Below are 25289 nucleotides of genomic sequence, written 5' to 3' on the forward strand. Positions count from 1 at the left end.
TGACGCGCAATACCTGCCGCCTCAGGCGTCGCTGCCCGACAGTTCTTCAAAGGTCGCAAGACCCTTCTTCACCAGCATGGCATCCGGGCTTGGCAGCTTGCCGCGGAAACCCTTGTAGGCATCCTCAGGATCGATCGCGCCACCGACGGAATAGATGTTGTCCTTGAGCTTGGCCGCCATCTCGCGATTGAACGCGTCGCCGGTTTCCTCGAAGGCGGCAAAGGCATCCGCATCGAGCACTTCGGACCACATGTAGGAATAGTAGCCGGCTGAATAGCCGCCCGAGAAGATGTGCTGGAAGTGCGGCGAGGCATGCCGCATGACGATCGACTTCGGCATGCCGAGCTCCGACAAGACCTCCGTCTGCACGACCATCGGATCCTCCACCTTGTCGCGGGTGTGGAACGCCATGTCGACAAGCGCAGACGAGGTGAACTCGACCGTATTGAAGCCGGAATTGAAGGTGCGCGCGGCCAGAACCTTGTCGAGCAGGGCCTGCGGCATCGGCTCGCCGGTTTCGAAATGCACGGCATATTGCTTCAGGATCGCGGGCACCGTCAGCCAGTGCTCGTAAAGCTGCGACGGCAGCTCGACGAAATCGCGCGAGACGCCCGTGCCCGAAACCGAGGGGTAGGTGACGTTCGACAGCATCCCGTGCAGCGCATGGCCGAACTCGTGGAACAGCGTGCGCGCGTCGTCGAGCGACAGCAGTGCCGGCTTGCCTTCGGCGGGCTTGGCGAAATTGCAGACATTGTAGATGATCGGCAGTTCGCCGTTGCGGCCGTTCTTCAGCGGCAGCTTGTGCTGTGATTGGAAGGAACTCATCCAGGCGCCCGAGCGCTTCGAGCTGCGGGCAAAGTAATCGCCGAGGAAGAGCGCGACCAGCCTGTCTTCGCGATCGCGGATCTCGAACACGCGCACATCGGGATGGTACGCCGGAACACCTTTCTTCTCGACGGCGCGAATGCCGAACAGCCGGCCGGCGACGTCGAAGCAGGCGTCGATGATCTTCTCGAGCTGCAGATAGGGCTTCAGCTCGGCCTCGGAGAAATTGAACCGCTGCGCCCGGATCTTCTCGGCATAGTGCCGCCAGTCCCAGGGCATGACGTCGTGGTTCTTGCCTTCGTCCGCGATAAGCTTGGCGATATCGGCTTCTTCCTCGCCGGCACGCTTGACCGCCTTTGCCCATACCTCCCGAAGCAGGTGGTTCACGGCGTCGGGTGTCTTCGCCATCGTGTTGTCGAGCTTCAGTTCCGCGAAGTTGCCGTAACCGAGCAGCTTTGCCACTTCGTCGCGAAGCGCAAGCGTGTCACGGATAATGCCGCGATTGTCAGTCGCGCCATCGTTTTCGCCGCGCGCAACCCAGGCCTTGAACGCCTGTTCCCGCAGATCCCGCCGCTCAGAGAAGGTGAGAAACGGTTCGATGATCGAGCGCGACAGGGTGACGGCGAATTTGCCGTCTTCGCCGCGCTCGCGCGCAGCCGCCGCCATCGCATCCTTCAGAAATTCCGGAATACCGTCGAGGTCCGCGCCGTCGGACAGGATCAGCGCCCAGCTCTTCTCGTCGGCAAGCACGTTCTGACCGAACTGCGTACCGAGGCCGGCAAGCTTCTCGTTCATGCCCGCGAGCTTCTCCTGCTCGGGCTTCGGCAGTTTCGCGCCCGATTTGACGAAGCCCTTCCAGTGGCGCTCCAGCACGCGCGTCTGCTCCAGCGTCAGGCCAAGGCTTTCGCGCGCTTCCCACAAGGCATCAATACGCGCAAACAACGCCGCATTCATGCCGATCTTGGAATAGTGGCGCGACATCTTCGGCGAAATGTCCCGCTCCAGCGCCTGGATCGTATCGTTGGTATGGGCGCCCGCGCGGTTCCAGAACAGTGCCGACACCCGCGACAGCGCGTCGCCGGCGGTCTCAAGAGCAACGACGGTATTCTCGAATGTCGGCGCCTCGGGGTTATCAGCGATCCCGTCGATCTCTTTCTCATGCGCGGCAAGCGCTGCGTCGAATGCCGGCGCGAAGTCGCCGTCATTGAGAGCATCGAAGCGCGGCAGGCCGTGGAGACCGTTCCATTCGACAAGCGCCGGGTTGAATTCTGATGTGGAAGGCATGCGGAGATCCTCTGTGGCAGGCAACTGAACAGGCAATATAGGGAGGCACGTTCGCAATTGGTATTGCCGATCGGACGCACGTCCCGCGCCCGACTGCGAATAGTTCACGGCAAGAGAATCAACCAATCGCTAGGGATTGAAGCAATCCACGCGCGATCTCAGGCCTTCCGCCAACCGAGTAGGCCCGGCGTCGCATGCCAGAGTGCCTGCACGGCAAAACCCATGAACAGCACGCCGGAGCAACGGACGATCAGCCGCTCGTGCGAGCGATAGAAACGCCGCACCGTGCCCGCGCCGATAATCGTGACCAGGATCATGTCGGCAACAATGAAGCCCAGGAACGAAACGGCGAGCAGGAGCGGCAACGTATGAAACTGCAATGCGCTCGCCGAGCCAGCAACAAGGGCAGTAAACGTCGCGAGCGCGACCGGATATCCCTTCGGGTTCGTGACACCGAAGATCAAGCCGCGGCGGAACGGCCGCTCGACGACCATCAAGGCCTGTCCCTCTCCCTTCGGTTTCGCCCGAACCGCATTCCAGCCGATCCAGGCAAGGTAGAAACCACAAAGAAGACCGAGCGCGTCGAAGACGAAGGTACCGATCGTCCTCGCCCCGATGATCGCGATCAGCGCCAGCGATGCCCACAGCAGATCGCCGACCAAATGCCCGCCGACGAACATTGCGCCGGCACGGCGGCCCTGCCCGGCGCCGATACCAAGCAGCGCAAGGAAGGCAGGCCCTGGAATAAGCACGTAGAGGAGAGCTGCCAGAAAGGCGCCCGCGAGCAAGGATTGCGTCATCGAGAAACTCCGGAAAGGACCGTCGCAGCTTATGCGCCAATCGAAGGGCGTCAAGCCATGATGGCAATCCATGAGATTTTTGAATTGCCGGATCACGCCGCTTCCGACAGAAGAAAGTGCCGCCTCGCGCGGATCGCGCACGTTACCAGAGATCGAGTATCCCCATGCCCCCATTCCGGATGAGCGAACGGCGAACGAGCATGCTCGGCGCGCTTCTCGCAACCATCGGCCCGATCTCGATGTCGATCTACACGCCGGCTATGCCGGAACTCGTCCATGCGTTCCAAACCTCGGACTCGGCGATCAAGATGACGCTCTCCGTCTATTTCGCCGGCTTCTCGGTGGCACAGCTCCTTGCCGGTCCACTCTCGGACGCCTTCGGCCGCCGCACCGCGACACTCCTCTTCATCGGCATCTATGTCGTCGGAAGCCTGCTTGCCGCCTTTGCGCCCGGCATCGAGTGGTTGCTCGCCGGCCGCCTGATACAGGGCGTCGGCGCTTCCGTCGGGATTACGGTGGCGCGCGCCATCGTGCGCGACCAGTTCACCGGGACCGAAGCCTCCCGCATCATGAACCTCATCGGCATCATGATTGCCATCGGACCGGCCGCCGCACCAACGATCGGCGGATTGGCACTCGCTGCCTTCGGCTGGCAGTCGGTCTTCTTCGTGCTGATCGGCTTCGGACTCCTGATCTGTTTTGGCGTGATCGTCTTCATGTTGGAGACGAGCGTGCCGGATCCACGCCGCGCGCTCCCGGTTCCGCTGCTTCGCGCCTACCTGGAGCTTGCGCGCGAAACTCGCTTCGTCTCCGCCTCGCTCGTCCTCGGCGGCTCGATCGGCGCACTCTATGCGCAGGCGACGCTCCTCCCATTCATCCTGATCAAGGTCGTCGGCCTGTCACCGACAGCCTTCGGCTTGGGAATGCTGATGCAGTCGGGTTCCTACTTCTTGGGCTCCGTCTGCCTGCGTTACGCGGCGCCACGCTTGGGCGGCGACGGTTCCGTGCGTGTCGGGCTTGGCCTGCTCGGCTTCGCCGGCATCATGATCGCGCTGTCAGTCCATTTCGTCACGCCATCCTATCTTTCGATCATGGGGCCAATCGCGTTCCTGGCCTTCGGACTGGCGTTCCTGACGCCGCATATGACGACCTCGGGCCTCTACCCCTTCCCGCATATCGCCGGCTCGGCATCCGCGATGATGGGCTTCATCCAGATGGGTGGCGGCTTTGCCGGCGGCGTCGCCGGTTCGCTGATCGGCATGCCGCTTCTCGCCTTCGGAACGGTCATCCCGATCATGGCGCTGATTTCGATCATCAGCTACGTCTGGTTCGTTCGCGCGTCGCGGCACGCAGCAAAGCTCCCTCACGCCACGTCGTGCGAATGAAAAGTGTCCGTACGACGGGCCCTCAGACTGATGAGGACGTGTTCCTTTTTGCGGAACGATCGTTTTATCCGTCATGCCGGCCTTGAGCCGGCATCCAGCGGCACCGCGTCTGCGGTGCGAAAGGTCTGTTGCGCGCAAAGACTTGCGCGTGCTGCACCCCGGCTCGTCGGCCGGGGTGACGACGGGTGGGGCATAAGGCTTTGTCAACAAGCGGAAGGCCCGCACGAGGCGGGCCTTCGATCTCGTGCAAGCTGCTCGCGATTACTTCGAGAGATTACGCTTGGCGAGCGTGCGCAGGCGCAGCGCGTTGAGCTTGATGAAGCCGGCTGCATCCTTCTGGTCGTAGGCGCCCTGGTCGTCCTCGAAAGTAACCAGCTTGTCGGAATAGAGCGACTTCGGGCTCTCGCGGCCGGTAACCATGACATTGCCCTTGTAGAGCTTCAGCGTCACTTCGCCTTCGACATGCTCCTGGCTCTTGTCGATCAGCGCCTGCAGCATTTCGCGCTCCGGCGAGAACCAGAAGCCGTAGTAGATCAGCTCGGCGTAACGCGGCATGATCTCGTCCTTGAGATGCGCGGCGCCGCGGTCGAGCGTGATGGATTCGATGGCGCGATGCGCGGCAAGCAGGATCGTGCCGCCGGGCGTCTCGTAAACGCCGCGCGACTTCATGCCGACGAAGCGGTTTTCCACGAGGTCGAGGCGACCGATGCCGTTGTCGCGACCGTAATTGTTGAGCGCTGCGAGCAGCGTTGCCGGGCTCATGCGTACGCCGTTGATCGAAACGGCATCACCCTTTTCGAAGCCGACCTTGATGGTGGTCGCCTTGTCGGGAGCCGCTTCTGGAGAAATCGTGCGCATGTGCACGTACTCAGGCGCTTCCTGTGCCGGATCTTCGAGAACCTTGCCCTCGGACGAGGAGTGCAGCAGGTTGGCGTCGACGGAGAACGGCGCCTCGCCCTTCTTGTCCTTGGCAACCGGGATCTGGTGCGCTTCGGCAAAGGCCAGCAGGTCGGTCCGGCTCTTGAACGACCAGTCGCGCCACGGCGCAATGATCTTGATATCGGGGTTCAGGGCATATGCGGAAAGTTCGAAACGAACCTGGTCGTTGCCCTTGCCGGTGGCGCCATGCGCGATCGCATCGGCGCCGGTCTTGCGGGCGATGTCGATCAGGTGCTTGGAGATCAGCGGACGGGCGATCGAGGTGCCGAGCAGGTAGACGCCCTCGTAGACGGCGTTGGCGCGGAACATCGGGAACACGAAGTCCTTGACGAACTCTTCGCGCACGTCCTCGATGTAGATTTCCTTGATGCCGAGCATCTCGGCCTTCTTGCGGGCTGGCTCCAGCTCTTCGCCCTGGCCGAGGTCGGCGGTGAAGGTCACGACTTCTGCGCCGAGTTCGGTCTGCAGCCACTTCAGGATGATCGAGGTGTCGAGGCCGCCGGAATAGGCGAGGACGACTTTCTTTACGTCTTTGTGCGATGCCATGATGATGAGGTCCGTTGCAAGAGGGCAGCGGCAAACCCGCCAGGCCCGGTATGGCTGGGCACTTTTAGCGAGATTGGCGGACGACGCAAGGGCAACGGCGGCTATCGGCGACCCAGATAATGTTTGACAGGCCGAAAGCGCAGCCCATATCTGCCAGCGTCCTGACAATGCGGAGGAGAGCTGGCCGTGACGAGAATCCAAGACATCATCAAGAAATCAAACGTCGCTGTCATCACCGGTGGCGCCTCGGGCATCGGACTTGCCGCCGCGAAACACTTTGCCCGATCGGGCATGAGCGTCGCCATTGCCGATCTCGGCGGCGATCGGCTGGCAGCCGCCGCAGAGGAACTGAAAGCGATCTCGGGAGAGGAGCATGTGCTCGCCGTCGAAACCGACGTCGCACAGAAGGAGTCCCTCGAAGCGCTCGAACGGACCGTGATCCAGCGCTTCGGCCGAGTGCACATTCTCATGAACAACGCCGGCGTCGGCCCAGAGACATCGATCTTCAGCGCCCAGGCCAATTGGGACGGGATTCTCGGCGTCAACCTGCTCGGCGTCATCAACGGCACGCGGACCTTCGGCCAGCACATGCTCTCGCATGGCGAACCGGGCCTGATCATCAATACCGGCTCCAAGCAGGGCATCACCACGCCACCTGGCAACCCGGCGTATAACGTCTCGAAAGCCGGCGTGAAGGTATTCACCGAAGCGCTCGAGCATGAATTGCGCAATACCGAAGGCTCGAAGATCTCCGCTCATCTATTGATCCCCGGCTTCGTCTATACCGGCCTCACCAAGGGCGATCGCGCCGAAAAGCCGGCTGCCGCATGGACGCCGGAACAGACGGTCGATTTCATGATCGAAAGCCTGGAACGCGGCGACTTCTACATCCTCTGCCCCGACAACGACGTCGCCCGTCCGGTGGACGAACGCCGCATGGCCTGGGCGATGGGCGACATCATCGAGAACCGCCCACCGCTGTCGCGCTGGCACAAGGATTATGCCGACAAGTTCAAGGCCTATCTCGAACGCAAGGAATAGGTCGTATTAGAAGGTTTGATTAGACATTTTCTGAAAGCCGGATATGACGGCTAAGCTTTCATCCGGCTTTCAGAGTGTACCATGAGCTTCCTGCCCAGCTTTCCGACCCTTCTCGCCTTCGCAGCCGCGACCCTGCTGCTCGCTGCGACGCCCGGCCCCGACATGACGCTGTCCATCAGCCGCGCACTGGCGCAGGGCAAGAAGGCTGCGCTGTTCGTCGTTCTCGGTACGAGCCTCGGTATCGTCGTTCACACCATGCTGGTCGCCTTTGGCGTTTCGGCACTGATCACCGCGTCGCCGACAGCCTTCCTGATCCTGAAGACCGGAGGTGCTGCCTATCTCCTGTGGCTCGCCGTCCAGGCGATCCGCTTCGGCTCGAAGTTTTCGGTCAACAAGGTCGAAACGGCAAAGGGCACGCCACTCGCCAACGTTTCCTCGGGCTTCTGGGTCAACCTCCTGAACCCGAAGGTCATTATCTTCTTCATGACCTTCCTGCCGCAGTTCGTCAGCGCCGGCGATCCGACGGTGACGCAGAAGCTGCTCTTCCTCGGCTTCTGCTTCATCCTGATCGGCATGCCTGTCAACGCAGCCGTGGTCTTCGCGGCCGACTGGCTCGCCAGCTGGCTGCAGACCAACAAGAAAGTTTTGCGCGGCATGGACTTTACCTTCGCCGGCGTCTTCTCCGTCTTCGCGGCAAAAATCCTGCTGACGCAGGCGCGCTAAGCGATCGCCGGGAAGCTCTGGCTTCCCGGAAGCTGTCTATCCTCAGCCGATCAGCAGCGCGTCATCGTCCAGGGTCTGGCCGCGCATCTTGCGGAACATCGCGATCAGGTCTTCGACCTGCAGCGTCTTGCGGCTATCGCCGCTGACGTCGAGAACGACCTCGCCGCCATGCAGCATGATCGTGCGGTGGCCATAATCGAGCGCCTGCCGCATGGAGTGCGTGACCATCAGCGTCGTCAGCTTGCGCTCCGAGACGATCGTCTGCGTGAGGCCCATGACGAACTCTGCCATCCCTGGATCGAGCGCTGCCGTATGCTCGTCGAGCAGCAGCACTTCGGAGCCGGCAAGCGTCGCCATCACAAGCGACACCGCCTGACGCTGACCACCCGATAGCAGGTCCATGCGGTCCCGCATCCGATTCTCGAGACCGAGATTGAGCTCGGCAATCCGATCGCGGAAATGTTCGCGCCGCTTCGGACCAAGCGCTGATACGAGCCCGCGCCTTTCACCACGACGCGCCGCAAGCGCAAGATTTTCCTCGATCGACAGCGAGCCGCAGCTTCCCGTCAACGGATCCTGGAAGACACGGGCAACGAGGCCCGCGCGAGCGGCCGTCGATTTGCGCGTGACATCGGTATGGCCAATCAGGACTTGGCCTTCGCTGGCGAGAACATCACCGGCAAGAACGCCGAGCAGCGTCGATTTGCCGGCGCCGTTCGAACCGATAACGGTGACGAACGAACCTTCCTCGATCGTCAGGCTGACGCCGTTCAGCGCCTGCTTCTGCAGCGGCGTGCCCTTGCCGAAGACGACCTTGATGTCCTTGAGCGTGATCACGATGCGGCACCTCCGCGGCGAAGACGGGGAAGAATGAGCGCTATTGTCACCAGAACGGCCGTCACGAAATTAAGGTCCGAGGCTTGCAGCCCGATGACATCGGTGGAGAGCGCCAATTGGATGGCGATACGGTAGAGGATCGAACCGAGCACGCAGCCGACCAGCGCGATCAGCAGGCCACGACGGCCAAGCAGCGTTTCGCCGATGATGACGGCCGCAAGCCCGACGACGATCGTTCCGACGCCCGAGGTGACGTCCGCAAAGCCGTTGGTTTGCGCGAAGAGCGCGCCGCCGAAGGCAACCAGCGCATTCGAGATCGCCATGCCGAGATAGATCTGGCGGCTGGTGTCGACGCCCTGCGCGCGGGCCATGCGGGCATTCGCGCCGGTCGCGCGCATCGCCAGACCCGAGTCGCTTTCAAGGAAGCGCCAAACGACGATCACGGCAACCACGACAAGGACGCCGACGAACAGCGGTCGAACATAGAAATCCCGCAGGCCGTGACCGAAGAACGGACTGATCATCGTATCCGCATTGATCAGCGCGACGTTCGGCTTGCCCATGACGCGCAGGTTGACCGAGAACAGCGCGATCATCGTCAGGATCGAGGCCAGCAGGTTGAGGATCTTGAAGCGCACGTTGAGCATCGCGGTAACGAGACCTGCCGCAGCACCCGCGACCATGGCGATAAGCGCAGCAAGCCAGGCATTGACGCCAGCGATGATCAACACCGCCGTTACGGCAGCCCCGAGAGGGAAGGAGCCGTCAACCGTCAGATCCGGAAAATCCAGCACACGAAATGCGAGGTAAACGCCGAGCGCCACGAAGGCATAAACCAGCCCCAGCTCCACGGCTCCCCAGAATGCGATCTGACTCAAGGCTCATGCCCTTTCTTCTGACTCGGTCCGCCTGTTACCGGACCCAAGCTTTTAATACCATCAGCCGCCCCCGCGTTAAACGGGAGCGGCTGGATGGCTGGTTTCTCCAAAATATGCGGCGATCAGTCGATCGTCTTCGTCGCGCGCTTCAAGACACTTTCCGGCAGCGTGACGCCCATCTTGGCGGCTGCACCCTTGTTGACGACCAGATCGCTGCCGGCAGCAACCTTCACCGGGATATCGCCCGGGTTCTCGCCCTTGAGGATACGAACGACGATTTCGCCGGTCTGCTTGCCAACATCGTAGTAGTTGAAACCGAGGGCGGCGACCGAACCGCGCGAGACGGAATCCGTGTCGGCGGTGAAGAGCGGCAGCTTGCTCTCTTCGGCAACAGCAACCGCGCCTTCAAGTGCGGAGATGATCGTGTTGTCGGTCGGGACATAGATGGCATCGGCACGGCCGACGAGGGCACGGGCGGCACCCTGCACTTCCGCGGACTTGGTGGCCGCAGACTCGACGACCTTCATGCCTGCCTTCTCGGCTTCCGTCTTCAGAACGGCGAGCAGCGACACGGAGTTTGCCTCACCGGAGTTGTAGAGATAGCCGATCGTCTTGGCGTTCGGCAGAATTTCCTTGATGAGCGCGACATGTTCGGCAACCGGCGACATGTCGGACAGGCCGGTGACGTTGCCGCCGGGCTTGTCCATGTTCTTGACGAGCTGGGCGCCGAGCGGATCGGAAACGGCCGTGAAGACAACCGGAATGTCGCGCGTTGCGGAAACGACAGCTTGCGCTGATGGCGTGGAGATCGGAACGATAACGTTCGGGCCCTCGCCGGCGAACTGGCGGGCGATCTGCGCAGCCGTCGCCGGGTTGCCCTGGGCCGACTCGAACATGAACTTCAGGTTCTCGCCTTCCTTGTAGCCGGCGGCCGTCAGCACATCGAGGACACCCTTGCGTGCGGCGTCAAGCGCCGGATGCTCGACGATCGCCGTGACCGCGACGGTCACGTCTTCGGCCTTGGCAGGCAGGGTCAGGGCCAACGTGGCCGCAACAGCAAACAGAATGGAACGCATTGGGGTATCCTCCAGACATGATTTTGGCCTGCTTCTAGGAAAAGCAGGCCATGAAATCAATCATTAGAAAACACTGAACGGATCAAACTTGCTGATCAGTCGTCCGCGCCATGGTTGGCGATCATCATCGCCTCGAAGGCCAGCCGCTCGGTCTTGCGCATGCGCTCCGACTCCGACTTCAGCTGACCGCAGGCCGCGAGAATGTCGCGGCCGCGCGGCGTGCGGATCGGCGAGGCATAGCCGGCCGAATTGATGAAATCGGCGAACTTCTCGATCTGCGCCCAGTCGGAACACTGGTAGTTGGTGCCCGGCCAGGGATTGAACGGAATGAGGTTGATCTTCGCCGGCACACCCTTCAGCAGCTGAACGAGGCCCTTGGCATCCTCGAGGCTGTCGTTGACGTCCTTCAGCATCACATATTCGAAGGTGATGCGGCGGGCATTCGACAGGCCGGGATATTTGCGGCAGGCGTCGATCAGCTCCTTCAGCGGATACTTCTTGTTGATCGGCACCAGAATATCGCGCAGGTCGTCGCGCACCGCGTGCAACGAGATCGCCAGCATCACGCCGATCTCGTCGCCGGTGCGGAAGATCTCCGGCACCACGCCTGACGTCGACAGCGTGACGCGGCGCTTGGAGAGCGACAGTCCGTCGCCGTCGGTGGCGATCAGCAGCGCCTGCTTCACCGCATCGAAATTGTAGAGCGGCTCACCCATGCCCATCATCACGATGTTGCTGACCTTGCGGCCCTCGGCAGGCATGATCGTTCCTTGCGGCGCTTCGCGGTCCGGGAAATCGCCGAGCCGATCGCGGGCAAGCAAAAGCTGGGAGAGTATTTCTTCAGCGGTGAGGTTGCGGACCAGCCGCTGCGTTCCGGTATGACAGAAGGAACAGGTCAACGTGCAGCCCACCTGGCTGGAGATGCAAAGCGTACCGCGACCCTCTTCCGGGATGTAGACGGCCTCGATCTCGACCGGTCGCCCCGCCCCGCGCGGCGGGAAACGCAGCAGCCACTTGCGGGTGCCGTCGTTCGACACCTGCTCCTCGACGATCTCGGGACGCGCGATGGTGAAATGCTGCTTCAGCATCTCGCGCATGTCCTTGGCGACATTCGTCATGTGATCGAAATCGGAGACGCCGCGCACGTAGATCCAGTTCCAGAGCTGGGCAACGCGCATCTTGATCTGCTTGTCCGGGACGCCCTTTTCGCGCAGCGCAGCCCCCATCTCTTCGCGGCTCAGGCCGATCAGCGAGGGCTTCTGGCCGGCGTCGAGCTGCGGCAACACGCCGGCAGGCTTGGTAACAGTCATCGCATCCATGACGGACATAGTCTCTTATCCCGAATTCAACATGTAATCGCCCCGGTAAGCCGGATGACTTGCGGGCACGACAGGCATGATGGCAGAAATTGAATGCGGACCGGGCGGCAAAGCCGCAATCTATCCGCTGTTGCGCGGGCCTTTAGCATCATTTTCGCCGCGCGTCACTATAGATGGAAACGACGAAGGCCGGCACAAGGCCGGCCTCCTGAAATTTCGTCACCGTAACCGAAGGCTTACTTGCAGCCCTCAACCTGCTTCAGTGCAGCGGAAATGCCGGACAGCGAGTAGCTGTAGGAGGTCGGTGTGCCCTTGCGGGATGTCGCGTTGACCGTCATCGAGTGGCCACCCTTCATCGCCGCGACGAGCGCCGGCTCCTGGGCTGCGTTCTCGACCCAGCCGGCCTTGTCCTTGGTGAACATCACGAAGGTCTTGTTGTCGATCACGACATCGATCTTCGAGTTCTCCTTGACGGTGTAGCCCATCATTGCCTGCGGCTCGTAGGAAATGTTCTGGCCGGGGCGCTGCGAGACGATGAAGAAGTTGTCGCCGTGATCGATGCCGGCCGGCTTCTTTTCCGTCGGCACGGACAGAACGTAGCAGACAGTGCTCGCGCCGGACTTGTAGGAATAGGCGCCCCAAGCCTGGAACTGCTGGATCCGGGTCGGCGCTGTCGAAGCCTGAGTAGCCTGGGGCTGCGCTGCCTGTGGCTGCGCCGCGGGCTGCGACTTCTTGGTCTGAGCGGATGCAATGCCGGCGCCGGCGAGAACGAGGGAAATGGCGATTGCGGTACTTCTAAGAAACATGGATATCCTGCCGGTTCTTGCGATTCGAGCCCGAAGCGAACGGGCGGCGCATAATCACGATCTGCTTTATTTTGACTTAATTCAGGTTACCAAAGCGTCAACGGGGACTGCGAGAAGTCCCTGCCTGTTCCATTCTCACCCAAGTGTCAACATGGACGCGGCGCCTCGCCCGTAATGAAGTGACGCCGCGTGCGCACACGGCTCAACGTCACGGATGAATCTAAGACATAAAGATTCAGGCAAGAGTTTGACCTTTTCAGAAACCGTTGTACGTCAATAAGTATTAGAAATCCGCTGGAGAACTCGCTGAGCCAGGGGGCTTTAGGCCGGACATGGATGCCGAAGAGAAACAGCGCTTCGCCGCCCTCGCAAGGGCCGTTGCGGAACGCCGCGACCAGGAGGCATTCACCGTGCTGTTCGATTACTTCGCACCGCGCCTTAAATCGTGGTTACTTCGCCAAAGAATGTCGAGCGGCGAGGCAGAGGAGCTTGTTCAGGAAGTGATGATCGTGCTCTGGCACAAAGCCGAGCTTTACGATGCAGCGCGATCCTCTCTGTCGACCTGGCTTTTTCGCATCGCCCGCAACCGTCGGATCGATCTCCAGCGCCGGGCCAAAGCACGCACACTGGATCAGGCAGACCCGGCATTGCAGCCGGTCGCCGAAAGCGGCGCAGACGAGATCCTCGTAAACGACGATCGCGATGCCCATATTCGCGCCGCTGTCAGCCAACTCCCCGAAGAACAGCGAGAAATGCTCCGCGCCGCCTTCTTTCTCGGCCAGTCCCATTCGCAAATCGCCGAGGCGACCGGCTTGCCGCTCGGGACGGTAAAATCCCGCATCCGGCTTGCCTTCGGAAAGCTCAGAAAGGTTCTGGAGGCCGAGGGCGCCTGAGGTAACGCTAGATCGTCTTCATGCCTTCAGGCTTATCGGCGAGCGCACGGTCCGCCGCTTCATAGTGCTTCGGTTTCAGATGCCTGCTGACCATGGCGAAGGCCGCGGAAAGGACCGCTACGTCATCCGAAAACCCGATCACGGCAAAAACATCAGGGATCATGTCAACCGGCATGACGAAATAGGCGAGTGCCGCCAGCAGAACGCCGCGCACCCTTGTCGGCGTCTGGGGATCCATCGCGCAGTAGAATGCAGCGACGACATCGCGCGCGAACGGGATCTGCCGTACGGCCTTCTTGAAGGTCGGCCAGAATTTCTTGCGCACTGTCTCTTCACGCCGGCTTTGCGTATCATCGTCGCCCGGCAGCAGGATCTCACCGAATTTGACGTCGTCCATTCCGATTGGTCCTCTCTTTCACGCGCACATATGGTGACGGCGGCACCGGATTCAATCAAGTCGGCGCGCCGCCGCCTTCTCCATCGCTGCCGCCAGCTTGAAATCGAGTTCCGTCAAGCCGCCAGCATCATGGGTGTTAAGCTTTACATCGACGCGCGAATAGACGTTGAACCATTCGGGATGGTGATTGAGCCGTTCCGCAGCAAGTGCCGCTTCGGTCATAAAGCCAAACGCCTCAACGAAATTGCGAAACTTGAAGCTTCGCGATATCGCCGTGCCGGCGGCGTCGAGCGACCAGCCGTCGAGCTTGGCGAGCTCGGCAGCGATGGCTTGCCGTTCCAGTTTTTCCCGTTTCATGCGATTGTCCCTTCTCTTCCGTCATGGACCACAGATGAAACGCATTAGCATCCTGTTTGTTTGCATGGGCAATATCTGCCGCTCGCCTCTTGCCGAGGGGATCCTCTCGCACCTCGTCGATGTGGCCGGCTTTGCCGATCGTTTTGAGATCGACTCGGCCGGCACCGGCGGTTGGCATGAGGGCGAGCATCCGGATCGGCGCTCGATCGCCACCGCGAGAGGCCACGGGATCGACATTTCCCGGCAACGCGCCCGTCAGATCAGGATGAAGGATTTCAGCGGCTTCGACCTGATCCTCGCGATGGATCGCGCAAATGTCGCCGAACTGCATCGCATGAGCCCGGGAGCCGCAAATATCCACCTGTTCGGCGACTTCGCTTTGGCGAGCGGCGAGGATATACCCGACCCCTATTTCGGCGACAGCGACGGCTTCGAACGCGTCTACGCCAGGCTCTTTGCCGGCTGCAGGAAGCTGCTCGAGACGCTGGGCACCGACAATGCCTCATGGAGAGGGAAGATCTCTTCCGTCAAATAAGGCCCACCGCCGACCGATTCCCTCGACGACAAGAGAACGAAGCGCGGAACGGTGAAGGCCGACGTCTGGAAGTTTCCACGCCCGGCGAGATAGTGCACGACATCGTCGACCCGCGACGACTTCAACCGCGCCAGCGTGACATGCGGCGTGAACTTGCGGGGATCCGGCGGCAATCCGATGCGCTGGCAGATCCGCTCGATTTCCGCCTGGAGGGCGTACATCTCGGGTGAAGGCGAGACGCCGGCCCACACCGAATGCGGTTTTTTGGACCCGAATGCGCCGATACCATCGAGACGTATCTGGAATTCGGGCCGGTCGATGCGGTCGAGCCGATCGACAATTTCGTCTGCCGTGCGTCCATCGACATCGCCGATGAAGCGCAAAGTGATGTGGTAGTTTTCCACATCGATCCATCTTGCACCAGGGAGACCACCGCGCAGCAATGAGAGGCTCATCGCGGCATTGCGCGGAATTTCGAGGGCGGTAAACAGTCTCGGCATAACGAGCACTCCCCGAATCTTTTGCAGGTGCTCACACGGAATCACGCATTGAACACCTGCGCAAGTCCCTAATTCTTCACAGTAGAAATCGTTCCTAAGAATTGCGTGATAGCCGGCTCCATCTTTTCGACCATCACATCGATCCCTTTGCTGTTCGGGTGCATCCCATCCTCAAGCTTCAGACCGGCATCGAGGGCGACCCCGTCGAGAAAGAAGGGATATAGCGCAACGCCATGTTTTTGCGCGAGTTTCGCGTAGATCGGGTTGAAGCGCCCCGCATAGTCGTCGCCCATGTTCGGCGGCGCCAGCATACCGACGAGAAGGACCGCAACACCACGTTCCTTTAGCCGGGCAATCATCTGATCGAGGTTCGTTTCACTTTCCTCCGGAGGGATGCCGCGCAGGGCATCATTGCCGCCCAGTTCGAGAATCACGCCATCGGTGCCGTCGGGGACCGACCAATCGATTCGCGCAAGACCACCGGCCGTCGTGTCGCCGGACACGCCCGCGTTCGCGATCGATACCTCGACACCCTTGGCTGTCAGGGCTGCTTGCAACTTTTCTGGAAAGCCATCACCGGGAGGGAGTTGGTAGCCCGCCATCAGGCTGTCGCCAAAACCGACCAGGCTGATTGTCTTTGCATTGGCTACGACCGCAAAGGCCATCGACGCAACAATGACGGCGATGTGAAGGCCGGCAACTTTAAAACTCATTCCGCTTTCCCTAGATTGGCAAGACAATCGGCATCTATATAGGGCGAATACTGTTGGCAAAAACCATCATCGAGTTGAAGCGCGCCGATTTGACGCTTGGCAGCGCCGCCGCCTCCGTCCATGTTTTGAAGGGCATCGACCTCACGATCGGCACCGGAGAGTCGGTCGGCATCGTCGGACCATCGGGTTCCGGAAAATCGACGTTGCTGATGGTGCTCGCAGGGCTGGAAAGGCTCGATAGTGGCGAAATCAATGTCAGCGGCACACCGCTGCATGCCCTGAGTGAAGACGAGATGGCCGACTTCCGCGGCCGCAATATCGGTATCGTTTTCCAATCCTTCCACCTGATCGCCAACATGACGGCCCTGGAAAACGTCGCTGTGCCGCTGGAGCTCGCTAACCTTCCCAATCCGTTCGAAATCGCCCGCCGCGAACTGAAATCCGTCGGGCTTGGCGATCGGTTGAACCACTATCCCGGCCAACTTTCCGGCGGCGAACAGCAACGGGTGGCGATTGCACGCGCGCTCGCACCGTCACCGGCGCTGCTGATCGCCGACGAACCGACCGGCAACCTCGACACCGACACCGGCCGGCAGATTGCGGATCTCCTGTTTTCCAAACAGGCCGAGCGCGGCATGACGCTGCTGCTCGTCACCCACGACACCGCGCTCGCCAAACGCTGCTCCAGGCAGATTCGGGTTCGTTCGGGCCAGATTGAGAGCGATAGTGCGCCTGTCCAGCCTGAGGCGGCGATTGCATGACATTGCTGACCCCGCGCGTCTCCCTCGCCTTTCGTCTCGCGCTCCGCGAGCTGCGCGGCGGCCTTCGCGGCTTCTACATCTTTCTGGCCTGCATCGCTCTCGGCACCGGCGCCATTGCAGCCGTCAACTCGGTTTCGCAGTCCATCACCAACACGATCGCCACGCAAGGTCAGGAGATTCTGGCCGGCGACGCACGCTTCGAGCTCAACAATCGCGAGGCGACGGAAGCCGAAATGGACTTCTTGCGCGGCTTCGGCAAAGTATCGGTGTCGACGGGCCTGCGCTCGATGGCACGCAAGCCCGACGGCTCGGATCAGGCGCTGGTCGAGGTCAAGGCAGTCGATGGCGCCTATCCGCTCTACGGCACCTTCGCGGCCGAACCGAATTATCCGCTGCACGGGCTTCTGTCGGGGCAGAGCGGCACCTATGGCGCGGTAGCCGCTCCGCTTCTGCTGGATCGGCTCGGCCTCTCCATCGGAGATGAGATCCTCCTCGGCAATGTCATTCTGAACGTCACCGGTACGGTCAAGACGGAGCCGGACGCGGTTTCGGAAGGTTTTGGTTTCGCGCCCCGACTCCTTGTGAGCAGGGAAGCACTGAAGGCGTCCGGCCTCATCCAGACCGGTAGCCTGGTCGAGCATGCCTACAAGATTCGCATGGACAACCCGGCCGAAAGATCCACGCTGCGCGATCGCGCCGCGAAGGAATTTCCGTCGGCCGGCTGGTCTATCCGCACCAGCGACCGGGCGGCCCCTGCACTGACGGAGAACATTGAGCGTTTCTCGCAGTTCCTGACGCTGGTCGGATTAACGGCCCTGATCGTCGGTGGTGTCGGCGTCGCGAATGCCGTGCGTGCCTTCCTCGATTCCAAGCGCACGACCATTGCGACATTCAAATGCCTTGGGGCGCCCGCCGCGACCGTCGTGTTGATCTATCTTTTCCAGATCGCCATCATTGCCTTGGGCGGGATGGTGATCGGCCTCGTCATCGGGGCGCTGGCGCCAATCGTAGCGTCGCAATTTCTGGCGCAGTTCCTGCCGGTCTCCACGGCTCTGACGTTCTACCCCGGGGCTCTGGCCCTCGCAGTCCTTTTCGGTATTTTGACAACGCTGGCCTTTGCCATCATGCCGCTTGGGCATTCACGAAAGGTTCCGGCAACGGCCCTGTTCCGCGAGCAGGGCTTCGAGGCGCGGGGCTTGCCTTCCTGGCCCTACATCCTTCTCGCTGCGACCTTTCTTGTTGCCCTTGCCGGCCTTGCCGTCGTAACCGCGTATGATCGTTTCATCGCGATCGTCTTTGTCGGCGCGATCGCCTTCGCTTTCGTGATCCTGCGGCTTGTCGCAGCCGGCATTGCTTGGCTGGCGCGCCGCAGCCCGCGGGTGAATTCGCCAGCCTTGCGGCTCGCAATCGGCAACATCCACCGGCCTGGCGCACTGACGCCCTCCGTCGTCCTGTCTCTCGGTCTTGGCCTCGCACTGCTCGTGACGCTCACCCTCATCGACGGCAACATGCGCCAGCAACTGACCGGGCGCATGTCCGCCGGCGCGCCGAATTTTTTCTTCGTGGACATTCAGGGGTCGGAACTCGAGACATTTCGCAGCGTCGTCAAAGCCGGTTCGCCGGACGGCAAACTGGTCGAAGTGCCGATGCTGCGCGGCCGGATCCTCGCCTTCAACGGCGAGGATGTCACCAAGCGCAAGGTTCCGCCGGGTGGCCAGTGGGTGCTGCGTGGCGACCGCGGCATCACCTATTCGGAAACGCTGCCGGAAAATGCATCGCTGACCGAGGGATCATGGTGGCCGAAGGACTATAGCGGCGAACCGCTCGTCTCCTTCTCTGCCGAGGAGGCAAATGAACTCGGCCTGAAGATCGGTGACACCATCACCGTCAACGTGCTCGGCCGCAACATCACCGCGAGGATTGCGAGCCTGCGCAAGGTCGAGTGGGAGTCGCTTTCCATCAACTTCGTGATGATCTTCTCGCCGAATACATTTCGCGGCGCCCCGCACGCCTGGCTGGCGACGCTCACCGACCCGACGGCGACCTCTGGCCAGGAGGCCGCGATCTTGAAGTCCGTTACAAACACGTATCCGACCATCACAAGCGTGCGGGTCAAGGACGCGATCGACATCGTCAACACGCTGGTGGCGCAGTTGGCGACGGCGATCCGCGCCGCCGCCTCCGTTGCGCTGGTCGCCTCGGTCCTGGTTCTGGCCGGCGCGCTGGCCGCCGGTAACCGCGCCCGTACCCATGACGCGGTCGTCCTCAAGACACTCGGCGCGACGAGGCGAATGCTGATCCGTGGCTTCTGCTACGAATATTTGATCCTTGGGGCGGCGACCGCAGTCTTCGCCCTTTTTGCCGGCAGCGTTGCGGCCTGGTTCATCACCGCCCGGATCATGCGCATCCCCTCGCACTTCCTGCCCGATGTTGCCGGCCTGACACTTGTGACGGCTCTGGTCCTGACCGTTGGTATCGGACTCATCGGCACCTGGCGCATCCTCGGCCAGAAAGCGGCACCCGTTTTGCGCGAACTCTGATTGATCAAACGGAGAAATTTCCTTCACCTTACGGCGATTTAACCCGATCGCGGGTTGCAAGGGCCTTGTTTGCGAAAGCCGAAAGGCTCATATTGTGTGCAGGCATGCTGGGCTCCGCAGCGGCGCCCGGGTCGTTGACCCGCCACCGTGTCCACACCGGAGCTTATAAGAGGAAACTATGGCTGACCTTCGTAATTACCAAGGCCGCGTACAGACTGGCGAGATGATCGACCAGGGCCTGCGCAGCTATATGCTCAAGGTCTACAACCTGATGGCGCTGGGTTTGGCGATCACGGGTGTAGCCGCCTATCTGGGCTTCAATTTCGCCGTCCAGGACGGCCAGCTGACGCAGTTTGGCGTATTGCTTTTCCAGTCGCCGCTCCGTTGGGTGATCATCCTTGCACCGCTGGCTGCCGTGTTCTTCCTGAGCTTCAGGATTAACCGGATGAGCGTTGCCGCCGCGCAGACGACCTTCTGGGTCTACGCCGCGCTGGTGGGCCTGTCGCTTTCGTCGATCTTCCTGGTCTACACGCAGTCGAGCATCACGCAGACGTTCTTCGTGACGGCCGCCTCCTTTGGTGCGCTGTCGCTTTACGGCTACACGACCAAGCGTGATCTCTCCGCGATGGGCTCGTTCCTGATCATGGGTCTCTTCGGCCTGATCATCGCGTCGATCGTGAACATCTTCCTGGCATCGTCTGCCCTGCAGTTCGCGGTCTCCGCGATCGGCGTGCTGATCTTCGCAGGCCTTACCGCCTACGACACGCAGCGCATCAAGGAAATGTACTACGCAGCAGACGGCGCGGATGTTGCCGGCCGCAAGGCAATCATGGGCGCACTGACCCTGTATCTGGACTTCATCAACCTCTTCATGTTCCTCCTGCAGTTCATGGGCGACCGCAAATAAGGAACAGGAACGTTATCGAAAAAGGCGGCTTCGGCCGCCTTTTTTGTTGCTCGATCATGCCGAGGATGATTTCTGGAAGAGTCCATCGTCATATCTGCCGGCCGACCGAATGCCCATCTTCCTCCGCGACGCTTCCTCATCCGACCTCCCTGCCATCACGGCCATCTATCGCGAATCCGTACTGAACGGTGTCGCAAGCTACGAGATCGTCCCACCGGACGAGAGCGAGATGGCGGCACGATTTTCCGCAATCACGGGCCAGAGCTACCCCTACATCGCCGCGATCGATGAGAATGGCGGGCTGCTTGGTTACGCCTACGCCTCGGCCTTCCGCACGCGGCCGGCCTATCGCTGGATGGTCGAGGATTCGATCTACCTGGGGCCGGAAGCGCGCGGCAAGGGAATTGGAAGGCTGCTGCTCGCCGAACTGATCCAACGCTGCACCGATCTCGGCTTTCGCCAGATGGTGGCCGTGATCGGCGGCGCGCATCCGGCATCCATTGCCCTGCATCAGACACTGGGCTTTGCAGAAACCGGCCGACTCAAGGCAACAGGCTACAAGCACGGTCGCTGGCTCGACACGATGATCATGCAGCGTGCCCTGGGTGATGGGGCGGCGACCGACCCCGATGCCTCGACCTATCCAGGCACGCTGTTCAAGGCCTGAGCTCGAGCTACTTCTCGACCAGCTTCAACGCCTTGTTGAAGACCTTCAGAACCTGGGGGAGTTCGTGCCCACGCTTCAGGATAACGCCGTGCGTATTGATAACGGAATAAGCACCCTGCTTGGCAGTGAGCTTCGGATTCTTCTCGATGCGAAAGAGTGGCATTTCACCTGATCGCTTGAAAACGGAGAAGACGGCACGATCCTTCAGATGATCGATCGCATAGTCCCGCCACTCGCCCTCGCCGACCATGCGGCCATAAATCCATAAAATCGCGTCGAGCTCGCGTCGGTGGAATGTAACCGGCGCTGGATCCTTGCTCTGCTTGTATTCCTTGAGATCTACGACGACTGAGGAACTGTTGTCGGCTGACCGGCTCTCGCCGCGCCGCAAATCCGGCTGATCTGTCATCAGTCTCCCTGTGCCTCCGCTTGTGACGGGTACATGACAGTTTGCCTTAGCGTTTACAAATTGCAAGCGGGCGATCAGTCACATTAATCATAGTCTGTGCAATCTCCCGAGCGCCGCAATTCAGTCAAAACAGCGCCTCATTTGGAGGAGAAATTCCCTCACGACTGCGCCGCGGGGCCGTTCGGACCCGCGTCGCACCTGATTTGCGCATGATCTTTTTGCCGGATTTGGTCTGCTGAAAAGGTTTTGTGCGAGTTTGGCGCCAGCGCGCCAAAGGGCCCGGCTGACCGTATCGACCTTAACCCCAGCCCCGAATACGATCAGCCGGGCCGCCCCGTTTTCCATCCGCAAGGCAGATGAAACGGTCAGATATTCTTCCCAGCCATGACGACCGTCGCTCCGAGAATCGCCGATGGATTGCCGTCGGCGGTGGAGGATTGAAGTAGAATCGCGCAGCCCTCAAGATCCGGCTTCTGCATCACGCTGGCCGGCAGCGTCAAGCTCGTTTCCTTGCCCTCCCACATGCCGACGGTTTCGACATCGGCAACGCTGTTCAGATAAGCAATCTTCTGACCGCTGTTTTCGCCCTTCTCGACCTCGATGGTCTTCTCGCGGTTGAAATAGACCATGACGACATTGGCTTTGCCCTGGCCCGCGCCAATCTTGATCTCGAGTTGGTCGTCGCGCATCTGTGCGGTGACCGGCACCGACAATCCCTTGCCTTCGGCTGCATAGCTATCGATTTTCTTATTGATCGCGCCCAGGTCGGCCCCTGCCACATGATCACGACCATTGACGATCACCTGCGGCGTATAGACATTGGCGCGGCCCATGGTCTGCGCGTAGCCATACTGGCGCTCGGTGTTTTCTTTCGAACTCAGCGTGTCGGCCCAGCCCATGTAGTTCCAGTAGTCGACGTGATAAGCGAGGGCAATAACGCCGCCAGCCTCGACAATCTTGCGGAAAGCCGCATCGGCTGGAGGACAAGAAGAACATCCCTGCGAGGTGAAGAGTTCGACCACGCCTTTTGGCGCGTCCTGGGCAAACAGTGGGCCGGCAAGCGCCACACCTGCAACCAGAGAAATCAGAAACCGCGGGGACATTCACTGCACCTTTTCTTCAGCAACCACCGCCACCCTTCGCCATAGGTTCCGATGTCTGAACGTAGAGATAATGGTTCCCGATCTAAACGGAAAGTCACGAAGGGGTGAGACCAAGCTTCGGAGAAGCCAAGCTGAAACACATCAGCGTGACCGGGCATCTAAATACCTCGTACTCAAACAAAAAACCGCCGGAAATCTCTTTCCGGCGGCCATTGTCATGCAAGTCTGTTAACAATCAGGCAGCGAGATCGCGCAGAACCGTCTGCAGGATGCCACCGTTGTTGAGGTAGACCACTTCGTCGAGCGTATCGACGCGCGACAGCAGCGGAACTTCCTTCACGGTGCCGTCCCCGTAGGTAATCTTGGCGATCTTCTTTTCGCGCGGCTTGATGTTCTCAAGGCCCTCGATGCTGACGATTTCGTCGCCCTTCAGGCCGAGGCTTGCCCAGGTCGTGCCCTCTTCGAAGACGAATGGGATGACGCCCATTCCGACCAGGTTCGATCGGTGAATACGCTCGAAGGACTGTGCAATGACCGCCTTCACGCCGAGCAGGTTGGTGCCCTTCGCTGCCCAGTCGCGGGACGAGCCGTTGCCGTACTCGACGCCAGCAAAGATGACGAGCGGAACGCCCTCGGCCTTATACTGCATAGCCGCGTCATAGATCGATTCCTCTTCCTTCGACGGATAGTGGATGGTGTAGCCACCTTCCTTGCCGTTCGGGCCGAGCATGTGGTTGCGGATACGGATATTGGCGAACGTGCCACGCATCATGACTTCATGGTTGCCGCGACGCGTGCCGTACTGGTTGAAGTCGGCAACACCGACGTGGTTCTCAAGCAGGTAAGCACCAGCCGGAGACGCAGCCTTGATCGAACCGGCAGGCGAAATGTGGTCGGTGGTGATCTTGTCGCCGAAAAGGCCGAGAACGCGCGCACCCTTGATATCGGAGATGCCGGTGCCGGTCTTGCCCATGCCCACAAAGTAGGGCGGGTTCTGCACGTAGGTCGACTTGTCATCCCAGGCGTAGGTCTGTCCGGCCGGAACGTTGACGGCTTGCCAGTTTTCATCACCCTTGAAGACGTCGGCGTACTTCGTTTCGTAAAGTTCGCGGGTGACGTACTTCTGGATGAAGTCCTGCACTTCGTGCGAGGTCGGCCAAATGTCCTTGAGATAAACAGGGTTGCCGTTCTGGTCTTCACCGATCGGCTCCTTGGTCAGATCCTTCTGGACCGTGCCGGCCAGAGCGTAGGCAACGACGAGCGGCGGCGAAGCCAGGTAGTTCGCCTGAACATCCGGAGAAATACGGCCTTCGAAGTTGCGGTTGCCCGAGAGCACGCCTGAAACGATCAGACCCTTGTCGTTGATCGTCTTCGAGATCGGCGCCGGCAGCGGACCGGAGTTGCCGATGCAGGTCGTGCAACCGAAGCCGACGAGGTTGAAGCCGAGCTTGTCGAGGTCGGCCTGCAGGCCGGACTTCGCCAGATACTCACCAACGACCTGCGATCCCGGTGCCAGCGAGGTCTTGACCCACGGCTTGGACTTCAGGCCCTTGGCAACGGCGTTGCGGGCAAGAAGACCGGCAGCGATCAGAACCGACGGGTTGGAGGTGTTGGTGCAGGAAGTGATGGCGGCAATCGCCACGTCGCCATGGCCGAGATCGAAGTCGGTGCCTTCGACCGCGTAGCGATTGGAGAGCTGACCGGGCTTCTTGTAATCGGTGTCCATCGAGCCGGCGAAACCGGAAGCGATGTTTTCGAGCGGGATACGGCCTTCAGGACGCTTCGGGCCGGCCATGGCAGGCACAACGTCGCCGAGGTCGAGTTCCAGCGTATCTGTGAAGACGAGGTCCGAACCATCGCCTTCGCGCCACATGCCCTGTGCCTTTGAGTAGGCTTCGACGAGAGCGATGCGGTCCTTACTGCGGCCGGACATGTTGAGGTAGTTGATGGTTTCGCCGTCAACCGGGAAGAAGCCGCAGGTCGCGCCGTATTCCGGACCCATGTTGCCGATGGTCGCGCGGTCGGCGAGCGGCATGTTGTCCATGCCAGGGCCGAAGAATTCAACAAACTTCGAGACAACGCCCTTCTTGCGCAGCATCTGCACGACCATCAGCACGAGATCGGTCGCGGTGACGCCTTCCTTGAGCTTGCCGGTGAGTTTGAAGCCGATGACTTCAGGCAGGAGCATCGAGACCGGCTGACCGAGCATGGCCGCTTCCGCTTCGATGCCGCCGACGCCCCAGCCAAGAACGCCGAGACCGTTGATCATCGTGGTGTGCGAGTCCGTACCGACGCAGGTGTCCGGATAAGCAATCGTCTCGCCGTCCTCTTCCTTCGTCCAGACGGTCTGGCCGAGATATTCGAGGTTGACCTGGTGACAGATGCCGGTGCCCGGAGGAACGACGCGGAAGTTCTTGAATGCCTGCTGGCCCCACTTCAGGAAGCGGTAGCGCTCGCCGTTGCGCTGGTATTCCAGCTCGACGTTCTTGGCGAACGCCTGCGGCGTACCGAATTCGTCGACGATAACCGAGTGGTCGATGACGAGGTCGACGGGAACCAGCGGGTTGATCTTTTCCGGATCGCCGCCGAGCGACACCATCGCGTCGCGCATTGCAGCGAGGTCGACGACGGCGGGAACGCCGGTGAAGTCCTGCATCAGCACGCGCGCCGGGCGATAAGCGATTTCGTTTTCGACAGCGCCCTTGTTGTTCAGCCATTCGGCAACAGCAAGGATGTGGTCCTTCGTCACGGACTGACCGTCTTCGAAGCGCAGCAGGTTCTCAAGCAGAACCTTCATCGAGTAAGGGAGCTTCGAAACACCCGGCAGGCCATTCGCCTCAGCCTTGGGCAGGCTGTAATAGACGTAGTCCTTACCATTCACGGAAAGCGTGGAACGACAATTGAAGCTGTCAAGAGATTTAGACACGAGAGACCCCGTTTCTGATAGCGAACACAATCGTGCGGACGCCTATGCACGTAATGCACATCAGGATGCGGGTACGGCCATTTCCGCTGTCCGCACGTGGAGCGAAGCCCATGTTCGGCGCA

At 60.8% G+C, this 25289-nt stretch carries 24 protein-coding genes; 9 read left to right on the plus strand and 15 right to left on the minus strand.

The annotated features are described in order from the left end of the window. Positions 1–21: 21 nt before the first annotated feature. A complete protein-coding gene (locus C934_RS0105935; RefSeq protein ID WP_018855786.1) occupies positions 22–2109 on the minus strand; it encodes a M3 family metallopeptidase in 2088 nt (695 codons plus the stop codon). 158 nt (positions 2110–2267) lie between these two features. Then, the gene (locus C934_RS0105940) at positions 2268–2909 is read right to left on the minus strand and encodes a LysE family translocator (RefSeq protein ID WP_026371595.1); all 642 of its coding nucleotides are present in this window, start codon (positions 2907–2909) and stop codon (positions 2268–2270) included. A 200-nt stretch (positions 2910–3109) separates the two neighbouring features. Between C934_RS0105940 and C934_RS31655 the strand changes: the two genes are divergently transcribed. Beyond that, positions 3110–4294, plus strand: a complete 1185-nt coding sequence (locus C934_RS31655; protein WP_018855788.1) for a multidrug effflux MFS transporter — start codon at positions 3110–3112, stop codon at positions 4292–4294. Positions 4295–4555: 261 nt separating this feature from the next. Here C934_RS31655 and C934_RS0105950 read toward each other — a convergent pair whose 3' ends face one another. After that, the gene (locus C934_RS0105950) at positions 4556–5779 is read right to left on the minus strand and encodes an argininosuccinate synthase (RefSeq protein WP_018855789.1); all 1224 of its coding nucleotides are present in this window, start codon (positions 5777–5779) and stop codon (positions 4556–4558) included. A gap of 186 nt (positions 5780–5965) precedes the next feature. Here C934_RS0105950 and C934_RS0105955 point away from each other — a divergent pair, with 186 nt between their 5' ends. Together C934_RS0105955 and C934_RS0105960 are read left to right on the plus strand one after the other, a co-directional pair. Next, entirely contained in the window at positions 5966–6820 is an 855-nt protein-coding gene (locus C934_RS0105955) for an SDR family NAD(P)-dependent oxidoreductase (protein ID WP_018855790.1), read from the plus strand. 81 nt (positions 6821–6901) lie between these two features. Continuing rightward, the gene (locus C934_RS0105960) at positions 6902–7543 is read left to right on the plus strand and encodes a LysE family translocator (RefSeq protein ID WP_018855791.1); all 642 of its coding nucleotides are present in this window, start codon (positions 6902–6904) and stop codon (positions 7541–7543) included. Positions 7544–7585: 42 nt separating this feature from the next. On the opposite strand, the gene C934_RS0105965 is transcribed toward C934_RS0105960, so the two are convergent. The 5 genes from C934_RS0105965 to C934_RS0105985 all read right to left on the minus strand — a co-directional run bounded on the left by C934_RS0105965 (position 7586) and on the right by C934_RS0105985 (position 12459). Further along, positions 7586–8380, minus strand: coding sequence for an ABC transporter ATP-binding protein (locus C934_RS0105965; RefSeq protein ID WP_018855792.1), 795 nt, complete (start codon positions 8378–8380; stop codon positions 7586–7588). Then, entirely contained in the window at positions 8377–9258 is an 882-nt protein-coding gene (locus C934_RS0105970; RefSeq protein WP_016556625.1) for an ABC transporter permease, read from the minus strand. Before C934_RS0105970 ends, C934_RS0105965 begins: the two co-directional genes overlap by 4 nt. Before the next feature lie 122 nt (positions 9259–9380). After that, the gene (locus C934_RS0105975) at positions 9381–10334 is read right to left on the minus strand and encodes an ABC transporter substrate-binding protein (RefSeq protein WP_018855793.1); all 954 of its coding nucleotides are present in this window, start codon (positions 10332–10334) and stop codon (positions 9381–9383) included. Between the two features lie 95 nt (positions 10335–10429). After that, positions 10430–11662, minus strand: coding sequence for a 23S rRNA (adenine(2503)-C(2))-methyltransferase RlmN (gene rlmN / locus C934_RS0105980; RefSeq protein WP_018855794.1), 1233 nt, complete (start codon positions 11660–11662; stop codon positions 10430–10432). Positions 11663–11889: 227 nt separating this feature from the next. Then, complete coding sequence (locus tag C934_RS0105985; RefSeq protein WP_018855795.1) at positions 11890–12459, minus strand: invasion associated locus B family protein; 570 nt, start codon at positions 12457–12459, stop codon at positions 11890–11892. A 332-nt stretch (positions 12460–12791) separates the two neighbouring features. Between C934_RS0105985 and C934_RS0105990 the strand changes: the two genes are divergently transcribed. Beyond that, positions 12792–13352, plus strand: a complete 561-nt coding sequence (locus C934_RS0105990; RefSeq protein WP_018855796.1) for a sigma-70 family RNA polymerase sigma factor — start codon at positions 12792–12794, stop codon at positions 13350–13352. Between the two features lie 7 nt (positions 13353–13359). On the opposite strand, the gene C934_RS0105995 is transcribed toward C934_RS0105990, so the two are convergent. After that, positions 13360–13749, minus strand: a complete 390-nt coding sequence (locus tag C934_RS0105995) for a YkvA family protein (protein ID WP_018855797.1) — start codon at positions 13747–13749, stop codon at positions 13360–13362. Between the two features lie 51 nt (positions 13750–13800). After that, positions 13801–14106 carry a 4a-hydroxytetrahydrobiopterin dehydratase gene (locus tag C934_RS0106000; RefSeq protein ID WP_018855798.1) on the minus strand — a complete coding sequence of 102 codons (306 nt, stop codon included), beginning with the start codon at positions 14104–14106 and terminating at the stop codon, positions 13801–13803. 34 nt (positions 14107–14140) lie between these two features. Between C934_RS0106000 and C934_RS0106005 the strand changes: the two genes are divergently transcribed. Continuing rightward, complete coding sequence (locus tag C934_RS0106005) at positions 14141–14641, plus strand: low molecular weight protein-tyrosine-phosphatase (protein ID WP_026371596.1); 501 nt, start codon at positions 14141–14143, stop codon at positions 14639–14641. Here C934_RS0106005 and thpR read toward each other — a convergent pair. Together thpR and C934_RS0106015 are read right to left on the minus strand one after the other, a co-directional pair. Further along, positions 14548–15141 (minus strand): RNA 2',3'-cyclic phosphodiesterase, encoded by a 594-nt coding sequence (thpR, locus tag C934_RS33530; RefSeq protein WP_083929825.1) that lies wholly within the window; start codon positions 15139–15141, stop codon positions 14548–14550. The genes C934_RS0106005 and thpR overlap by 94 nt on opposite strands. Before the next feature lie 68 nt (positions 15142–15209). Then, positions 15210–15854 carry an arylesterase gene (locus tag C934_RS0106015; RefSeq protein WP_018855801.1) on the minus strand — a complete coding sequence of 215 codons (645 nt, stop codon included), beginning with the start codon at positions 15852–15854 and terminating at the stop codon, positions 15210–15212. A gap of 53 nt (positions 15855–15907) precedes the next feature. Between C934_RS0106015 and C934_RS0106020 the strand changes: the two genes are divergently transcribed. The 4 genes from C934_RS0106020 (at position 15908) to C934_RS0106035 (ending at position 20729) form a co-directional block, all read left to right on the plus strand. Next, positions 15908–16615: an ABC transporter ATP-binding protein gene (locus C934_RS0106020; protein WP_018855802.1), complete on the plus strand. Its 708-nt coding sequence runs from the start codon at positions 15908–15910 to the stop codon at positions 16613–16615. After that, positions 16612–19155 carry an ABC transporter permease gene (locus C934_RS0106025; RefSeq protein WP_018855803.1) on the plus strand — a complete coding sequence of 848 codons (2544 nt, stop codon included), beginning with the start codon at positions 16612–16614 and terminating at the stop codon, positions 19153–19155. The genes C934_RS0106020 and C934_RS0106025 overlap by 4 nt, the downstream gene beginning before the upstream one ends. 178 nt (positions 19156–19333) lie before the next feature. Further along, positions 19334–20062 carry a Bax inhibitor-1/YccA family protein gene (locus tag C934_RS0106030; protein ID WP_018855804.1) on the plus strand — a complete coding sequence of 243 codons (729 nt, stop codon included), beginning with the start codon at positions 19334–19336 and terminating at the stop codon, positions 20060–20062. 109 nt (positions 20063–20171) lie between these two features. Then, entirely contained in the window at positions 20172–20729 is a 558-nt protein-coding gene (locus C934_RS0106035) for a GNAT family N-acetyltransferase (RefSeq protein ID WP_026371597.1), read from the plus strand. Positions 20730–20736: 7 nt separating this feature from the next. Here the strand turns inward: C934_RS0106035 and C934_RS0106040 are convergent, their stop codons facing one another. From C934_RS0106040 to acnA, 3 genes are all read right to left on the minus strand, one after another. Then, on the minus strand, positions 20737–21138 hold the full coding sequence (locus C934_RS0106040) for a DUF2794 domain-containing protein (RefSeq protein WP_018855806.1): 402 nt from the start codon (positions 21136–21138) through the stop codon (positions 20737–20739). Between the two features lie 365 nt (positions 21139–21503). After that, entirely contained in the window at positions 21504–22241 is a 738-nt protein-coding gene (locus C934_RS0106045) for a DUF1223 domain-containing protein (RefSeq protein ID WP_018855807.1), read from the minus strand. Between the two features lie 235 nt (positions 22242–22476). After that, on the minus strand, positions 22477–25167 hold the full coding sequence (acnA, locus tag C934_RS0106050; RefSeq protein ID WP_026371598.1) for an aconitate hydratase AcnA: 2691 nt from the start codon (positions 25165–25167) through the stop codon (positions 22477–22479). Positions 25168–25289: the final 122 nt, after the last annotated feature.

Source organism: Rhizobium sp. 42MFCr.1, assembly GCF_000377185.1.
Taxonomy (GTDB): Bacteria; Pseudomonadota; Alphaproteobacteria; order Rhizobiales; family Rhizobiaceae; genus Rhizobium; species Rhizobium altiplani.

What these genes read in the sequence shown, in the direction of transcription:
- C934_RS0105935 (WP_018855786.1), bottom strand. Translation starts at nt 2,109, where the DNA reads ATGCCTTCCACATCAGAATTCAACCCGGCGCTTGTCGAATGGAACGGT.
- C934_RS0105940 (WP_026371595.1), bottom strand. Translation starts at nt 2,909, where the DNA reads ATGACGCAATCCTTGCTCGCGGGCGCCTTTCTGGCAGCTCTCCTCTAC.
- C934_RS31655 (WP_018855788.1), top strand. Translation starts at nt 3,110, where the DNA reads ATGCTCGGCGCGCTTCTCGCAACCATCGGCCCGATCTCGATGTCGATC.
- C934_RS0105950 (WP_018855789.1), bottom strand. Translation starts at nt 5,779, where the DNA reads ATGGCATCGCACAAAGACGTAAAGAAAGTCGTCCTCGCCTATTCCGGC.
- C934_RS0105960 (WP_018855791.1), top strand. Translation starts at nt 6,902, where the DNA reads ATGAGCTTCCTGCCCAGCTTTCCGACCCTTCTCGCCTTCGCAGCCGCG.
- C934_RS0105975 (WP_018855793.1), bottom strand. Translation starts at nt 10,334, where the DNA reads ATGCGTTCCATTCTGTTTGCTGTTGCGGCCACGTTGGCCCTGACCCTG.
- rlmN (WP_018855794.1), bottom strand. Translation starts at nt 11,662, where the DNA reads ATGTCCGTCATGGATGCGATGACTGTTACCAAGCCTGCCGGCGTGTTG.
- C934_RS0105985 (WP_018855795.1), bottom strand. Translation starts at nt 12,459, where the DNA reads ATGTTTCTTAGAAGTACCGCAATCGCCATTTCCCTCGTTCTCGCCGGC.
- C934_RS0105990 (WP_018855796.1), top strand. Translation starts at nt 12,792, where the DNA reads ATGGATGCCGAAGAGAAACAGCGCTTCGCCGCCCTCGCAAGGGCCGTT.
- C934_RS0105995 (WP_018855797.1), bottom strand. Translation starts at nt 13,749, where the DNA reads ATGGACGACGTCAAATTCGGTGAGATCCTGCTGCCGGGCGACGATGAT.
- C934_RS0106000 (WP_018855798.1), bottom strand. Translation starts at nt 14,106, where the DNA reads ATGAAACGGGAAAAACTGGAACGGCAAGCCATCGCTGCCGAGCTCGCC.
- C934_RS0106005 (WP_026371596.1), top strand. Translation starts at nt 14,141, where the DNA reads ATGAAACGCATTAGCATCCTGTTTGTTTGCATGGGCAATATCTGCCGC.
- thpR (WP_083929825.1), bottom strand. Translation starts at nt 15,141, where the DNA reads ATGCCGAGACTGTTTACCGCCCTCGAAATTCCGCGCAATGCCGCGATG.
- C934_RS0106015 (WP_018855801.1), bottom strand. Translation starts at nt 15,854, where the DNA reads ATGAGTTTTAAAGTTGCCGGCCTTCACATCGCCGTCATTGTTGCGTCG.
- C934_RS0106025 (WP_018855803.1), top strand. Translation starts at nt 16,612, where the DNA reads ATGACATTGCTGACCCCGCGCGTCTCCCTCGCCTTTCGTCTCGCGCTC.
- C934_RS0106030 (WP_018855804.1), top strand. Translation starts at nt 19,334, where the DNA reads ATGGCTGACCTTCGTAATTACCAAGGCCGCGTACAGACTGGCGAGATG.
- C934_RS0106035 (WP_026371597.1), top strand. Translation starts at nt 20,172, where the DNA reads ATGCCCATCTTCCTCCGCGACGCTTCCTCATCCGACCTCCCTGCCATC.
- C934_RS0106040 (WP_018855806.1), bottom strand. Translation starts at nt 21,138, where the DNA reads ATGACAGATCAGCCGGATTTGCGGCGCGGCGAGAGCCGGTCAGCCGAC.
- C934_RS0106045 (WP_018855807.1), bottom strand. Translation starts at nt 22,241, where the DNA reads ATGTCCCCGCGGTTTCTGATTTCTCTGGTTGCAGGTGTGGCGCTTGCC.